Origin of the sequence: Streptomyces sp. NPDC087422 (assembly GCF_044744145.1) — a bacterium.
Classification (GTDB): Bacteria; Actinomycetota; Actinomycetes; order Streptomycetales; family Streptomycetaceae; genus Actinacidiphila.
The window spans coordinates 226,507-241,087 of the sequence record NZ_JBIUXT010000003.1; the positions used below are offsets into that span (position 1 = coordinate 226,507).

At 74.4% G+C, this 14,581-nt stretch carries 10 protein-coding genes; 6 read left to right on the top strand and 4 right to left on the bottom strand.

Annotation, left to right across the window (positions count from 1 at the left end):
• Positions 1 to 134: 134 nt before the first annotated feature.
• The 3 genes from ACIO6U_RS10650 to ACIO6U_RS10660 all read left to right on the top strand — a co-directional run bounded on the left by ACIO6U_RS10650 (position 135) and on the right by ACIO6U_RS10660 (position 6,629).
• Complete coding sequence (locus ACIO6U_RS10650; protein ID WP_401717507.1) at positions 135 to 4,211, top strand: Pls/PosA family non-ribosomal peptide synthetase; 4,077 nt, start codon at positions 135 to 137, stop codon at positions 4,209 to 4,211.
• A 133-nt stretch (positions 4,212 to 4,344) separates the two neighbouring features.
• Positions 4,345 to 5,700: a M1 family metallopeptidase gene (locus ACIO6U_RS10655; RefSeq protein ID WP_355339903.1), complete on the top strand. Its 1,356-nt coding sequence runs from the start codon at positions 4,345 to 4,347 to the stop codon at positions 5,698 to 5,700.
• Positions 5,701 to 5,816: 116 nt separating this feature from the next.
• Complete coding sequence (locus ACIO6U_RS10660) at positions 5,817 to 6,629, top strand: maleylpyruvate isomerase family mycothiol-dependent enzyme (RefSeq protein ID WP_401717510.1); 813 nt, start codon at positions 5,817 to 5,819, stop codon at positions 6,627 to 6,629.
• A gap of 73 nt (positions 6,630 to 6,702) precedes the next feature.
• Here ACIO6U_RS10660 and ACIO6U_RS10665 read toward each other — a convergent pair whose 3' ends face one another.
• Together ACIO6U_RS10665 and ACIO6U_RS10670 are read right to left on the bottom strand one after the other, a co-directional pair.
• Positions 6,703 to 7,410, bottom strand: a complete 708-nt coding sequence (locus ACIO6U_RS10665) for a response regulator (RefSeq protein ID WP_401717513.1) — start codon at positions 7,408 to 7,410, stop codon at positions 6,703 to 6,705.
• Complete coding sequence (locus tag ACIO6U_RS10670; RefSeq protein ID WP_401717516.1) at positions 7,407 to 8,819, bottom strand: sensor histidine kinase; 1,413 nt, start codon at positions 8,817 to 8,819, stop codon at positions 7,407 to 7,409. Before ACIO6U_RS10670 ends, ACIO6U_RS10665 begins: the two co-directional genes overlap by 4 nt.
• A 155-nt stretch (positions 8,820 to 8,974) precedes the next feature.
• On the opposite strand from ACIO6U_RS10670, the gene ACIO6U_RS10675 reads away from it, so the two are divergent.
• Together ACIO6U_RS10675 and ACIO6U_RS10680 are read left to right on the top strand one after the other, a co-directional pair.
• Positions 8,975 to 9,916, top strand: a complete 942-nt coding sequence (locus ACIO6U_RS10675; protein ID WP_401717519.1) for an ABC transporter ATP-binding protein — start codon at positions 8,975 to 8,977, stop codon at positions 9,914 to 9,916.
• Complete coding sequence (locus ACIO6U_RS10680; protein WP_401717522.1) at positions 9,913 to 10,728, top strand: ABC transporter permease; 816 nt, start codon at positions 9,913 to 9,915, stop codon at positions 10,726 to 10,728. The genes ACIO6U_RS10675 and ACIO6U_RS10680 overlap by 4 nt, the downstream gene beginning before the upstream one ends.
• 1,109 nt (positions 10,729 to 11,837) lie before the next feature.
• On the opposite strand, the gene ACIO6U_RS10685 is transcribed toward ACIO6U_RS10680, so the two are convergent.
• The gene (locus tag ACIO6U_RS10685) at positions 11,838 to 12,365 is read right to left on the bottom strand and encodes a GNAT family N-acetyltransferase (RefSeq protein WP_401717525.1); all 528 of its coding nucleotides are present in this window, start codon (positions 12,363 to 12,365) and stop codon (positions 11,838 to 11,840) included.
• Positions 12,366 to 13,024: 659 nt separating this feature from the next.
• A complete protein-coding gene (locus ACIO6U_RS10690) occupies positions 13,025 to 13,537 on the bottom strand; it encodes an ATP-binding protein (RefSeq protein ID WP_401717528.1) in 513 nt (170 codons plus the stop codon).
• Between the two features lie 229 nt (positions 13,538 to 13,766).
• On the opposite strand from ACIO6U_RS10690, the gene ACIO6U_RS10695 reads away from it, so the two are divergent.
• Positions 13,767 to 14,579 carry a helix-turn-helix domain-containing protein gene (locus tag ACIO6U_RS10695; protein WP_401717532.1) on the top strand — a complete coding sequence of 271 codons (813 nt, stop codon included), beginning with the start codon at positions 13,767 to 13,769 and terminating at the stop codon, positions 14,577 to 14,579.
• Positions 14,580 to 14,581: the final 2 nt, after the last annotated feature.

The following is a 14,581-nucleotide window of genomic DNA, read 5'->3' on the forward strand; positions in this document are numbered from 1 at the left end:
GAAACGCGGGTGGGCGCGGGGTCGCTCGGGAGGCGGCGCGGAAAGGCCGCCCGTAAGATTGGTCGGCTTGTCTTGCTTTGTACGCCTGAGCAGGGTGCCGGGCCCCCGGACGGGGGACGAGGGACGAGGAGCGCATGGATCTGAGCGTGGAGAGCGACCCGCTGCGGGATGTGGACCTGCTGCTGGGAGTGCTGGACACGGCCGAACGGCCGAGCGTTCCGCACGCCCACTTCGCGGGAGGTACGGCCGCCGGGGCGCGGACGCTGCTGGACGTGCTCGACGCGACCGTCCTCGCGCACCCGCAGGAGCCCGCGCTGGACGACGGGCGCACCGCGCTGACGTACCGCGCGCTGGCCGCCGAGGTCGACACGCTGCGGCGCGGGCTCGCTGCGGCCGGGATCAGGCCGGGCGACCGGGTCGGCGTGCGGGTGCCCTCGGGCAGCAACGACCTGTACGTCAGCATCCTGGCCGTGCTCGCGGCGGGCGCCGCCTACGTCCCGGTGGACGCCGAGGACCCGGACGAGCGGGCCGAGCTGGTCTTCGGCGAGGCGCGGGTGGCCGCCGTACTGGGCGCGGACCGCGCCCTCACCCTGACCGGCGCACCTCACGCGCCGACCGGCACCCCTCACGCCACCGCCCGCCCCGGCACTCCTCACGCCACCACCGTGACCGGCACCCGTCACGCCACCACCGTGACCGGCACCCGTCACGCGCCGAACGACACGCCCGCGTCGAAAGCCCCGCGCCGCCCCTCCCCCGACGACGACGCCTGGATCATCTTCACCTCGGGCTCGACCGGCCGCCCCAAGGGCGTCGCGGTCACGCACCGCAACGCGGCGGCGTTCGTGGACGCCGAGGCCGCGCTGTTCCTCCAGGACGAGCCGATCGGTCCCGGCGACCGCGTGATGGCGAGCCTGTCGGTGGCCTTCGACGCCTCGTGCGAGGAGATGTGGCTGGCATGGCGCAACGGCGCCTGCCTGGTCCCGGTCCCCCGCTCGCAGGTGCGCGGCGGCAGCGACCTCGGGCCGTGGCTGGCCGAGCAGGAGATCACGGTGGTCTCGACGGTGCCGACGCTGGCCGCGCTGTGGCCCGCCGGGGCGCTGAACGAGGTGCGGCTGCTGATCTTCGGCGGCGAGGCGTGCCCGCCGGAGCTGGTCGAGCGGCTGGTCACCGAGGGGCGCGAGGTCTGGAACACCTACGGCCCGACCGAGGCCACCGTCGTCGCCTGCGCGGCGCTGCTGACGGGCGAGGGCCCGGTACGGATCGGGCTGCCGCTGGACGGCTGGGAGCTGGCCGTGGTGGACGAGGCGGGCGAGCCGGTGCCGATGGGCGGCAGCGGCCAGCTCATCATCGGCGGCGTCGGCCTGGCCCGGTATCTCGACGCCGAGAAGGACGCGGAGAAGTACGCGCCGCTGGAGTCGATGGGCTGGGCGCGCGCGTACCGCAGCGGCGACCTCGTACGCGCCGAGCCCGAGGGGCTGCTGTTCCTGGGCCGCGCCGACGAGCAGGTCAAGCTCGGCGGGCGCCGGATCGAGCTGGGCGAGGTGGACGCGGCGCTCCAGGCGCTGCCTGGCGTGGCGGGGGCAGCCGCCGCCGTACGCACGACCAGGCGCGGCAATCAGCTGCTGGTCGGTTACGTGGTGGCGGGCGAGGGCTGGGACCGGGCCGCGGCCGTCGCGGAGCTGTCCACGAAGCTGCCCGCCGCCCTCGTACCGCTGCTGGCGACCGTCCCCGGCCTGCCGACCCGCACCTCGGGGAAGGTGGACAGGGCCGCGCTGCCCTGGCCGCTGCCGGAGTCGGCGGGCCCCGCGCCCGGCGAGGAGGCCGCCGAGCCGCTGCGCGGCACCGAGGCGTGGGTCGCCGAGCAGTGGACCGAAGTCCTCGGTGTGCCGGTGGTCGAGGCGCGCGACGACTTCTTCGCGATCGGCGGCGGCAGTCTGGCCGCGGCCCAGCTCACGACGCTGCTGCGGACCCGCTTCCCGTCGGTGGCCGTCGTCGACATCTACCAGGCGCCGACCGTGCGCAAACTGGCCAGGATGCTGGACCGTTCCGTACGGGACGACCGCCCGGCCCGCGAGATCGCGCCGGTGCCCGGCCGCGCCAAGGCCGTCCAACTGCTCGCGCTGCTGCCGCTGTTCGCGCTGACCGGGCTGCGCTGGACGACCGGGCTGCTGGCGTTGGGCAACACCCTTGCCTGGACCGGCCACTACCCGTGGGCGCCCACCGCGTCCTGGTGGCTGGTCGCCGCCGGGGCCGTCCTGCTCTTCAGCCCGCCCGGCCGCCTCGCGCTGGCCGCGGCCGGTGCCCGGCTGCTGCTGCGCGGGCTGACCCCCGGCAGCTATCCGCGCGGCGGCGGCGTCCACCTGCGGCTGTGGGCGGCCGAGCGGCTGGCCGAGGCGACCGGCGCGACCTCGCTGTCCGGGGCCTGGCTGATCCGGTACGGCCGGGCGCTCGGCGCGCGGATCGGCCCGGACGTGGACCTGCACTCGCTGCCGCCGGTCACCGGCATGCTCAAGCTCGGCCGGGGCTGCGCGGTCGAGGCCGAGGTCGACCTCGCCGGGTACTGGCTGGACGGCGACCGGCTCGAGGTCGGCCCGGTGAAGGTCGGCTCCGGCGCCGTCGTCGGCACCCGCAGCACACTCCTGCCGGGCGCCAGGATCGGCAAGCGCGCGCAGATCACGGCCGGGTCCAGCGTCACCGGGCAGGTGCCGACCGGGCAGAGCTGGGCGGGCGCGCCCGCCGTCAAGGTCGGCAAGGCCGAGCGGCGCTGGCCCAAGCAGCGGCCCGCGCGCCGGGCCCGCTGGGCGGCGGCGTACGGCGCGAGCGGCGTCGGCGTGACGCTGCTGCCGCTGATCGCCGGGCTCGCGGCGCTGGCCGTCGCGGCCTGCCTGGTGCCCGCCCACAGCGGTCTCGGCGCCGCCGCGCGGGGCGCGCTCATCGCGCTCGTCCCCGCCACCCTCGCCTTCGCGCTGGTGTACGCGGCGCTGCTGATCGCCGCCGTCCGGCTGCTGAGCCTGGGCCTGCGGCCCGGCTGGCACCCGCTGCACAGCCGCGTCGGCTGGCAGTCCTGGACGGTCATCCAGCTCATGGACGCCGCCCGCGACAAGCTCTTCCCGCTGTACGCGGGCCTGATCACGCCCGTGTGGCTGCGGGCGCTCGGCATGAAGGTCGGCAGCGGCGCCGAGGTCTCCACGGTTCTGGCGATGCCGAGCCTCACCACCGTCGGCGACGGCGCGTTCCTCGCCGACGACGTCCTCGTCGCCCCTTACCAGCTCGGCGGCGGCTGGCTGCGGATCGGCGCGGCCGAGATCGGCGAGCGCGCGTTCCTCGGCAATTCGGGGATGACGGCGCCGGGGCGCGCCGTCCCGGACCGCGGCCTGGTCGGGGTGCTGTCGGCGACGCCGAAGAAGGCCAAGGAGGGCCGCTCGTACCTGGGCATGCCGCCGGTACGGCTGCCGCGCACGGCTGACGACGCCGACCAGAGTCTGACGTACGCGCCGCCGGTACGGCTGGTGTGGGCGCGCGGGCTGGTCGAGGTCTGCCGCCTGGTGCCGGTGCTGGCCTCCGCCGCGCTGGCCGTACTCGTCCTGGCCGTGCTGGCCCGGCTGGCCCGCGACGCGGGCGTCCTGGCGGTCGCACTGCTGTCGGGGCCGGTGCTGCTGGCCGCGGGCGGCGCCGCCGCCCTGGTGTCGATCGCCGCGAAGTGGCTGCTCGTGGGCCGCTTCCGGGCGGTCGAGCGCCCGCTGTGGAGCGGTTTCGTGTGGCGCAACGAGCTGGCCGACACCTTCGTGGAGGTGCTGGCCGTGCCGTGGCTGGTCGGCGCGGTGCCCGGCACCGCCGTGATGAGCCTGTGGCTGCGCGGCCTCGGCGCGCACATCGGCCGGGGCGTGTGGTGCGAGAGCTACTGGCTGCCCGAGGCCGACCTCGTCACCCTGGAGGACGGCGTCAGCGTCAACCGCGGCTGCGTCCTCCAGACCCACCTCTTCCACGACCGGATCATGCGCATGGATACGGTGGTGCTCCGCACGGGCGCGACCCTCGGTCCCGGTGGCATCGTGCTGCCCGGCAGCGAGATCGGCGCCCGCAGCACCCTGGGGCCCGCGTCCCTGGTGATGCGCGCCGAGTCCATCCCCGCGGACAGCCGCTGGCTGGGGAATCCGGCCGAGGTGTGGTTCGAGGAGGAGCCGCCCGCGCGGCGGGGCGAGGCGTGAGAGGTCGCCCGCGGCCGGCCGGGGGCGGACGCGGTCCGTCGGGCGGCGCGCCACGTGCCGGCGCGCCGGCACGTGTGCCCGGCCCGTCCGGGGGAACGACCAGGCCGTACGGGAGTGCGGCCCGGTGGGAACGATGAGCGAGGAACCGTTGAGCCAGAAGCGAGCAGCCGGGCCGGGGGCGGCGGACCCGTACTTCCCCGCGCACGGCGACAGCCGTTACGGCGTCCACCGGTACGAACTGGCCCTGGACTACCGGCCCGCGTCCAACCGGCTGCGCGGCACGGCGCGGCTCAGCGCGGTCGCGGGCGGCGCGCCGCTGCGTGAATTCGCCCTGGACCTCGCCGACTTCAGGCTCCAGCGGGTCGTGGTCGACGGTCGGCCCGCGCACTACACGCACCGGGCGGGACGGCTGCGCGTACGGCCCGCGAAGCCGGTCGAGGCGGGCGCGGCCTTCACCGTCGAGGTGGCCTACACCGGCAACCCGCAGCCCATCAACAGCCAGTGGGGCGGCCTGGGCTGGGAGGAGCTGACCGACGGCGCGCTGGTGGCGAGCCAGCCGGTCGGCGCGCCGTCCTGGTACCCGTGCAACGACCGGCCCGCGGACAAGGCGTCGTACCAGATCGCGGTCACCGCGCCGTCCGCGTACACCGTGGTCGTCGGCGGGCGGCTGCTGTCCAGGACCACCAAGGCCAGCAGCACCACGTGGGTCTACGAGCAGGCGGCGCCCACGTCCAGCTATCTGGTGACGGTGTCGATCGGCCGCTACGAGACGGTCCAGCTCACCGGCGGCGCCTCGCTGTTCGCACCGCGCCGCCCGGTACCGCAGACCGGTTACGTACCGGCGGGGCTGCGCGGTGAATTCGCCGTCGACTTCGAGCGGCAGACCCGCATGATGGACTTCTTCGAGGACGTCTTCGGTCCGTATCCGTTCGGCGAGTACGCGGTGGTCGTCGCCGACGAGGAGCTGGACGTGCCGGTGGAGGCGCAGGGCATGGCCACCTTCGGCACCAACCACCTGGGGGGCAGGCGGCATTGGGAACGGCTGGTCGCCCACGAGCTGGCCCACCAGTGGTTCGGCAACAGCCTGTCCATCGGCGACTGGCGGCACATCTGGCTCAATGAGGGCTTCGCCAAATACGCCGAGTGGCTGTGGTCGGAGCACACCGGCGGCCCGCTCGCCGCCGCGCACGCCGCCACCGCCCACGACCGCCTCTCCCGGCTCCCGCAGGATCTGCGCCTGGGCGACCCGGGACGCCGTCTGATGTTCGACGACCGCCTCTACCAGCGCGGCGGCCTCACCGTCCACGCCCTGCGACTGGCCCTCGGCGAGGGCGCGTTCTTCCGGATGCTCAAGGCGTGGACGACCATAAACCGCCACTCGACGGTGGTCACGGCCGACCTCGCCGCGCACGCGGCGCGCTACAGCGCCGACTCGCTCGACCCGCTCTTCACGGCCTGGGTCCACCGCACACCGCTGCCCCGGCTCTAGGGCGTGTCCGCCCGGGGGGCCGGGCGCGAGCGGGGAGCAGGGAGCGGCGGTCGTGGGCCGCGTCGCGCGACGCGCACCCTGGACAGAAGCGGCGGGCTCGGTCACTCTTCTGCACCATGACGGTACCCAGCCCCCTGGTCAGCGCGGACTCGCCGCTGTCCGTGGCCGTCCCGGCCGTCGCCGAGCGGATCGCGGCGCTGCTGCGGTCGCCCTCGGACATGGCCGTGCCGATTCCCGGCGCGCGGTGGACGGTTGGGGAGGCGGCGGCGCATCTGATGCTGGCCAACGCCCTGATGGCGGACCTCGCCGCCGGGCGCGAGCGGTCGTACGGCGACGGGACGCCGGGCGGCCTGGCCGCCGCCAACACCGCGTCCCTGGAAGCCTTTACCGAGCGCGACCCGGCGATCCTGGCGGCCGGGATCGTCCGGCACGCGCGGGCGTTCACGGACACGGCGCCGTCCAGGGAGCCGGACGCCCAACTGGCCACCCCGATGGGCCCCATGGACCTCGGCCACCTCGGCGCGTATCTGCTCGCCCACATGCTCGGACACGGCTACGACATCGCCGTCGCCCTCCGCCGCCCCCACATGGTCAGCCCCCAACGGGCCCTGCTCACCGTCCCGTTCCTCATGACGGCCATGCCCCGCGTCGTCGAACCCCGCACCGCCGCCGGGCACACCGCCTGCTACGACCTCCGCCTGCGCGGCGGCCCCCGCTTCACGGCCACCTTCACCGACGGGGCCCTCGCCGTGACCGACGCCCCGCCGCGCCGCCCCGACTGCACGATCGTCACCGAGCCCGTCACCTTCCTCCTCATCGCCCTCGGCCGCCGCACCGCCACGAGCGCGCTCGCGCGCGGCGCGATCCTGGCCTGGGGCCGCAGGCCCTGGCTCGCGCCGCGCTTCCCGACGCTGTTCACGGCGCCCTGAGCCGGGGGCGCTGAGCCGGGGCCTTGAACCGGGGTCTTTGAGCCGGGGCGCCGACTCCGTGCTCAGGCAGCGCTCAGGCCGTGCCGACGAGGCCCGACTCGTACGCGATGATGACCAGCTGGACCCGGTCGCGGGCGTCCAGCTTCGTGAGCAGGCGGGAGATGTACGTCTTGACGGTCGCGCCGCTGATGAAGAGCTCGGCGGCGATCTCGGCGTTGGCGCGGCCGAGGCCCACGAGGGTGAGGATCTGGCGCTCGCGGTCGGTGACGGCGGCCAGCCGCGCGGGAGCGTGTGCGTCCACCGGCCCCGCGGGCGGCGGCTGTTGGGCGAAGTGCGCGATCAGGCGGCGCGTGACGGCCGGGGCGATGAGGCCGTCGCCCGCCGCCACGACGCGGATCGCGGCCAGGATGTCGTCCAGCGCCATGTCCTTGACCAGGAAGCCGGACGCACCCGCGCGCAACGCCCCGTAGACGTGGTCGTCCTGGTCGAAGGTCGTCAGCACGAGGACGCGCGGGACCGCGGTCGCGTACACCGGGTCCTCAGTGATCCGGCGCGTCGCCTCGATGCCGTCCATGCCGGGCATGCGGATGTCCATGACGACGACGTCCGGCCGCAGTTCGGCGCTCAGCCGAACGGCGTCCGCGCCCGTACCCGCCTCGCCGACCACCGCGAGGTCCGGCGCGTCGGTGATGATCATGTCGAGGGAGGCGCGGACGAGGGGCTGGTCGTCGACGAGGAGGACGCGCACGGGGACCGCCGGTCCGGCGGCGTCGGCGGTCATCGGACGGGCTCCGCGACCGGCATACACGTGAACGTCCCCGCGTCGGGGGCTGGTTGGGCCTCCTGGGGCGGCACCGGCAGCCGGGCCGTCACGCGGAAGCCGCCGTCCGGGCGCGGCTGCGCCGAGAAGTCGCCGTGCAGCAGTCCGACGCGCTCGCGCATGCCGACGATGCCGTAGCCGCCGCGTGCCGGGGCCCGTACGGCGTGCGTCGTCGTACGCGCCGGGTGCGGCTCCGGGTCCGCGCCCGGGTTGCTGACCTCGACGGCCAGCTCCGCCGCGCGGAAGTCGATGGTCACCGCGCAGGAGCGCGCGCCCGCGTGCCGTACGACGTTCGTCACCGCCTCCTGGACGATGCGGTACGCCGACAGCTCGATCTCCGGCGGGAGTTGGCGCCGTGAGCCGGACCAGGTCACGTCCACGCGTACGCCCGCGGCGGTCGTGGTCTCGGCGAGCCGGGGCACGTCGGCGATTCCCGGCGCGGGGGCGGCCCGTACGGCCTCGCGCGTACCGTCTCCGCCCGCGTGGGCGCCGCTCGCGTGCGCGCCGCGCCCGGTCGCTCCCGTCCCGGCAGGGCCGTTCCCCTGCGCGCTGTTCCCGTCCGCGCCGTTCCCGTCCGCGCCGTTGCCGTCCGCCTCGCGCAGGGCGCCGAGCATGCGGCGCAGCCCGGACAGCGTCTCCCGCCCCGCCGTCTCGATCTCGCCGAGCGCGGCGCGGGCGCGGTCCGGCTGGGTGTCGAAGACCTGCCGCGCCGCACCGGCCTGGAGCGCGACGATCCCGATGGTGTGCGCGACCATGTCGTGCAACTCCCGTGCGATCCGCAGGCGTTCGGACGTAATCGCGCGTTCCGTCGCCTCCGCGCGCAACGCCTCCGCGTGCGCGTGGCGCTGCCACACCGCGTTGCCGACCAGCCACACGATCGCCGTCGTGAGCGCGGCCGTCAGCGTCGTCGTCGCGTCGGTCTCGTAGCCGAGCAGCGCGCGACCGCCCGAGTAGCCGACCAGCGTGGCCAGCGCCAGCACGCCCGCCGTCGCCGACGTGCGCAGCGGCTGCGTCGCCGCCAGATAGCAGACCGCCACGTCCACCGCGAGGAACTGCAACAGCGGGATGTCCCCCACCGCCATGGCCAACACCGAGCAGACGGTCCCGGTGAGCAGCAGGCACAGGGCGGGGAGCGGGCGGCGCTCGCGGCGCGCGGCGGCCAGGACGAGGACGGCCGCGAGGACTTCGTCCAACTGGTTGCCGAGGCTCAGGTCGAGGACGCTGAGGCCGCGGGTCTGCGTCTGCTCGAAGACGGTGTACGCGGTGACCGCGAACCAGATCAGCGCCATCCACGTACCCGGCCGTACGCGGGAGAGGCGTTTGAGCGGTGAGTGGGTGAAGTCCATGCTCAGCTCCCTGCCCAGGTCCATGCTCCGAGCGTAACGACCGTCCCCCACCTGGGCATTCACCCGGGGACGTAAGCCCGTGGGCGTACGGCGGGGCGGACCGTTCCGCGACCGGCGGACAGGGGGACGTCCTCCGGCGGCCGATGACCCCGCGCCGCTCCGGACGGCAGCGTGGTCCCGTGATCGAAGTCAGCCATCTCACCAAGCGCTACGGCCGGACCACCGCCGTCAACGACCTGTCCTTCACCGTCCGCCCCGGCCACGTCACCGGCTTCCTCGGCCCCAACGGCTCGGGCAAGAGCACCACTTTGCGGATGCTCGTCGGCCTGCACACCCCCACTGGCGGCACCGCGACCATCAACGGCCACGACTTCCGTACCCGCCGCCGGGGCCTGCGCCACGTCGGCGCGCTGCTCGACGCGGGCGACGCGCACGGCGGGCGCACCGCGTACGACCATCTCCGCTTCCTGGCCCGCAGCAACGCCGTTCCGCGCGGCCGGATCGGCACCGTCCTGCGCGAGGTCGGTCTCGGCGACGCCGCCGGCCGGCGCATCGGCGGTTTCTCGCTCGGCATGCGGCAACGGCTCGGTATCGCGGGCGCGTTGCTCGGCGATCCGCCGGTGCTGCTCTTCGACGAGCCGCTGAACGGGCTCGACCCCGAGGGCGTGCTCTTCGTCCGTGCGCTGTTCAGACGGCTGGCCGCCGAGGGGCGCACCGTCTTCGTCAGCAGCCACCTCATGACGGAGATGGAGCACACCGCCGACCGGCTCGTCGTCCTCGGCCGGGGTCGACTCCTCGCCGACGAGAGCGTTTCCGCCTTCGCCGCGCGCGGCGCGCGGCAGCGCGGGCAGGTCGTCGAGGTCCGCGCCGACGACCCCGCGGGGCTGGTGACCGCGCTCACGCGAGCGGGCGCCAGGGTGACGCAGGCGCCGGACGGCCTGCTGACGGTGACGGCTGCCGAAGGCTCCGGGATGGACGCCGTACGGATCGCGGGGATCGCCGTGGAGCGCGGCATCCTCGTCCACCAACTGACGACGCGGAACGGCTCGTTGGAGCAGGCGTTCATGGAACTGACAGGTACGAGCGTGGAGTACGCGGCGGAGTCGGGAGAGCGGTCATGAGTACGGAATCCGGCCTTCTCGAACCCGCGCCCCGCTTCTGGGACTTGCTGGCGGCGGAGTGGATCAAACTGTGGTCGCTGCGGTCCATCCCGTGGTTCGTGCTGCTCAGCGCCCTGGCCGCGGTCGGCGTGAACGCCAACGCCGCGCGCGCCGCCCGCGCGCACTGGCACTCAGGGCCGCCCCCGTTCACCGCGCACGGCGCCCTGCAAGAGGCGTTCAGCCGTCCCGCCGCCGCCTGGGTCCTGCTGGCCATGGGCGCGGTGGGCGCCATCGCGATCCTCAGCGAACAGACCACCGGCCTGCTCCGTACGACGTTCTGCGCCGTACCCGCCCGCCGGGAGGTCATGACCGCCAAGGTCCTGGTCGTGACGGCGGTCGCCGCCGTCTTCGGCGTCCTCACCGTCGCCGCCTCCGTCTGGTGCGACGCGGCCATTTTGTACGGCCGTTACACCGGCGTCCCCCTCACCGACCCCGTCGCCCTCCGCATCACTGCCGCCTCCGCCGTCCTCGCCCCGCTCGGCGCCCTCATCGGCCTCGGCCTCGGCGCCGTCATCCGCCACAGCGTTGCCACCATGGTCACGCTGTTCCTTCTCGCCTTCATCCTCCCCGTCTCCGTCACCGACCGCACCCACCTCAGCGCCACTCTCACCCATGCGCTCCCCTTCAACGCCTGGTATCGCCTCACCCTCCCCATCGCCATCCTCCACGCCCCCTACCCCTCCACCATCCCCGGCGCCTGGCTCACCTTCGCCGCCTGGGCCGCCGCCCCCGCCCTCCTCGTCCTCCTGACGATCCCCCGCCGCGACCAATAACGCCGCCCCGGCGGGGGGTGCGCTTCGCCTTGCCCTCGCCGTCGGGGGGCGGCGGGCCCGGGCGGGGGCGTGCCCGGGGCGGCGGTGGGGCCGGGGCGGCGGGCCCGGGCGGGGGCGCGCCGGGGCGGAGGGTTCCGGGAGGCGGGCGCGGCCGGGGCGGAGGGGGTCCGGGAGGCGGGCGCGCCGGGGGCTGCGGGGCGAGGTCGGCGACGGTGGGCCGTCGCGGCGGCGCCCGGGGGGCATCTCCGCGTGCGAGGGGGCAGGGCGCTGGTGCGCCGGGAGCTGGAAGCGGCCGGGGGGGCATCCCCGCGTGCGCGGGGGGCAGCCCGTAACCGAAGAGGCCGAGCACGACGACCGAGGGTCATCCCTCTTGAGCGCGGGGGCAGGGGCCTACTGCCCCACCGTTCCCCGGCCGCCAGGGGTCATCCCCGCGTGCGCGGGGGCAGGGTCTCGTGGGGCCGGAGACGTGGCGCCGCCTGGGGTCATCCCCGCGTGCGCGGCGGGCAGCACCAGACTGTCTACGACGTGCGGTCACAGAAGGGGTCATCCCCGCGTGCGGGGGGCAGGTAGATGCTCAGCGCCAGCGAGCCGTCCTGCCGGGGTCATCCCCACGTGCGCGGGCGAGGTGAGCGCTTGTACCGGGCGCGGTCGCCGAACTGGACGGGGTCATCCCCGCGTGGGCGGGGGGCGGTTCCTGTTCAACGCGGCCACGACCGCCCCGCAGGGTTCATCCCCGCGTGCGCGGGGGCAGCCCTCATCTGGGAGGCGATATCCGCCTGGGTCGGGGTCATCTCCGCGTGCGTGGGGGGCGTGGGGGTTTGTCGGCGGGTGGGGGCGGAATTCATCAGGTGGCGGGAATCGGGCGAATGCGGCGAACCCGGCGCGCGTGGAGACGGTCCGCGTACAGCGTAGAGCTGAGGCGAGTGACCAGCCCCTACGGCGTGGGCGGGGAGCGGCTGAGGTCGTCACGAGGTTCGTGGAGCGGGCCCGGGGCCCGGGGCGACGCGCGCCTCGGCAGCCGCCGTCCCGGCTGACGCGGGGTGACGACGCGCCGTGCCGTCGCCACGCGATACGCGATGGCGCGGCCGTCAGCGGGTGACGGCGACCGCTCACAAGGCGCGCCGCATGCAAACCAGTTGCTCCCGCTCGTCCCACGAGTCGGTGACGGTGAAGCCGAGCCGTTCGTACAGCGCGATGGCCCCGGTCCGCCACTTCCACACCGAGAGCCGGACCGTATCCGCGCCGTTCTCCGCCGCCTGCGCGAACGCCGCGCCGAGCAGGGCGGACGCGACGCCCCGGCCACGGAACTCGGCTTCGGTCCAGAGCCTCTTGACCTCGGAGTGCCCGTGGTCCGGACGCGTCACCACCACGCAGCCCACGGCGGCGTCCCCCGCGAGCGCCACCAGCACGACATCGTCGGCGAACGCGCTCCGAGGGTCGGTGATCTCCGCCCGGTACCGATCCGGCAGCCCGTCCACCCCCGCGACCGGCTCCCCCTTCTCGGCCTCGGTCCGCAGGTGGTAGGCCGCCAGCAGCCCGGCCAGCCCGGCCAGCCCGTCCAGCCCGTCCAGCCCGTCACCGGCCGAAGGTGCCTGATCCGGCCACCGGACGACGGCGACCTCAGGTTGATCACTCATGCCGCCAGCATCACACGGGGCGCCCTTTCGTCCGCACCCACCCCGTATCGACCGTCAGCGGCCTCGACGCACGCAGTCGAGCCTCCGACGTGCCCCGCTCCCCTCCGCGACCGCAGCTCCCGCCGTACGCCCCGCACCGCCCGGTCGGAGAAACGGGAGGCCCTACGCCCCGTCCAGCGTCGGTGAGTCCCGACGAGCGGTCATCCCCGCAGGCGCGGGACCAGCCCTGGGTCACGGTGTGGTGGACGACCACGCCGGGATCATCCCCGCGCGGGCGGAGAGCAGACAGCTTGCGCGCCGAGGCCGTACCCCTGCGCGGGGTCATCCCCGCAGGCGAGGAGCAGAAGTGGCCGTACGGCCTCGCGAAGAACGTCAAGGGATCATCCCCGCGCGGGCGGGGAGCGGAAGATCGCCGCATCGAAGCCGAAGCGGCCGATGGGGTCATCCCCGCGTGCGCGGGGAGCGGCAGGACGCGCCCCGGCCGCTGGCCCGCGTGCGGGGGTCATCCCCGCGTACGCGGGGAACTGGCTTGCTGACGTGCGGAGTTGCCGGGCGCAGAGCCCGGGTTGAGCCGGGTGCAAAGGGTCAGGCAGAGGCGGCGAACGGCGTCGCGACGAGGCCGCCCGCGTACAGGGTAGGGCCGAGGATGCGGCGGGGACTCAGCGGGCGGGGCCCGGCACCGCAGAGTCGCCCCACGGCGCAGGGGCAGGGGCAGGGGCCGGGACGAGGGCCCAGACGACCTTGCCGGGGGCGCCCGCGCGCGGGGCGACACCCCAGCGGCCGTGGGTGACGGCGTCCACGAGGAGGAGCCCGCGCCCGCGTTCGGCGGCAAGATCAGGGGTGGGGGCGTCGAGGAGGACGGGTAAGGAACCGCCGGCGGCGTCGTGGACTTCGAGGAGCAGGCCGTCGGCGAGCCGATGGGCGCTGACGCCGAACTGCTTGCCGGGAACGTGCCCGTGGCGCTGTGCGTTGGCGGCGAGTTCGGCGAGGACGAGGCAGGCGGCCTCGGCCACGTCGCGTTCGGCCCGCCACGCGGCAAGGGTTCGCATCAGCGAGTGACGGGCGCGCCGTACTCCCAACGCCGTTGGGGGCCACAGCTCTTGTGGATCGGTGTACGGCTGCGGGGGCGGCGGCGCGCCACCGCCCTTCGCCTCTACGGCAACTCCCGACATAGCGCCTTACCGTCTCTCCGTGCGTGATCGAATTCTCACTTTCCGTACACAAGCGTGAGGCGGGAGCCATACGATCGCCAGGGGTCGGCCGTTGACCCCGCGAACAGCAAGGGGTACGGGCCCGGGTACGTGGCCGCCGCCGCGAAACCCGCAGGCGGAGCCGCCAATCGGCGCTGGCCACAGGCTCGTTGCCCACGGCGGAGGCAAGGCGAAAGGAACGGGCGCTCGGATGATCGACGGAGCCGAGGACGAACTCAGCCCACGCGCGATGCTCGCGGCCGAACTCACCAGACAGCGGGAGCGCGCCGGTTGGACGCTGGCCGAACTCGCCGATCGTTCCAAGTACGACCCGTCGTATCTCCAACGCCTGGAGAAGGGCGTCCGGCTCGGCTCCCTCGACGCCATCGACGCGCTCGACCGGCTGTACGGAACCGGCGAACTCCTCAGCAAGTTGTGGCGTGCCGCCAAGCGCGAGGCGGGGCAGAGCCGTTACCAGGGCTTCAAGGACCTGGAGGCCGAGGCGACGAGCATCCAGGAGTTCGCCGTCAGCACCGTCCCAGGGCTTTTGCAGACACCGGGTTACGCCGAGGGGCTGTTGCGGACGCACGGCCCGGAGAGCGAGGAGCTGCTGGCAAAACGGGTCAGTGACCGTATCGCCCGGCAGGACCGGCTCACCAGCGCGAAACCGCTGAACTACCGAGGCTTGCTGGACGAGTCGGTCCTCCGTCGACCAGCCCATGACGCGAGCGTCTGGAGCGAGCAGTTGGAGCGCCTGGCGGAAGCCGCCGACCAGCCGAACATCACCCTGCAAGTGGTGCCGTTCGGCGTCGGGATGCACAACCTCCTCAGCAGTTCGCTGCAACTGCTGTGGCTCCCCAGCGGGCGAACGGTCGCCTATTTCGAGAGCAGTTGGAGCGGCCACCTCGTCGAGGAAACGGAGGAGGTGGAGCACTTTCGCTTGTCCTACGATCGTCTTCGGGACTCCGCACTGTCGCCCACCGAGTCCCTCGACCTACTGCGATCCGCGCTGGAGGACCACTAGTC

Bases quoted from the DNA above. Each gene is read 5' to 3' on its own strand.
- ACIO6U_RS10690 (WP_401717528.1), bottom strand. From the start codon at position 13,537: ATGTCGGGAGTTGCCGTAGAGGCGAAGGGCGGTGGCGCGCCGCCGCCC.
- ACIO6U_RS10685 (WP_401717525.1), bottom strand. From the start codon at position 12,365: ATGAGTGATCAACCTGAGGTCGCCGTCGTCCGGTGGCCGGATCAGGCA.
- ACIO6U_RS10680 (WP_401717522.1), top strand. From the start codon at position 9,913: ATGAGTACGGAATCCGGCCTTCTCGAACCCGCGCCCCGCTTCTGGGAC.
- ACIO6U_RS10650 (WP_401717507.1), top strand. From the start codon at position 135: ATGGATCTGAGCGTGGAGAGCGACCCGCTGCGGGATGTGGACCTGCTG.
- ACIO6U_RS10665 (WP_401717513.1), bottom strand. From the start codon at position 7,410: ATGACCGCCGACGCCGCCGGACCGGCGGTCCCCGTGCGCGTCCTCCTC.
- ACIO6U_RS10670 (WP_401717516.1), bottom strand. From the start codon at position 8,819: ATGGACCTGGGCAGGGAGCTGAGCATGGACTTCACCCACTCACCGCTC.
- ACIO6U_RS10695 (WP_401717532.1), top strand. From the start codon at position 13,767: ATGATCGACGGAGCCGAGGACGAACTCAGCCCACGCGCGATGCTCGCG.
- ACIO6U_RS10660 (WP_401717510.1), top strand. From the start codon at position 5,817: ATGACGGTACCCAGCCCCCTGGTCAGCGCGGACTCGCCGCTGTCCGTG.
- ACIO6U_RS10655 (WP_355339903.1), top strand. From the start codon at position 4,345: ATGAGCGAGGAACCGTTGAGCCAGAAGCGAGCAGCCGGGCCGGGGGCG.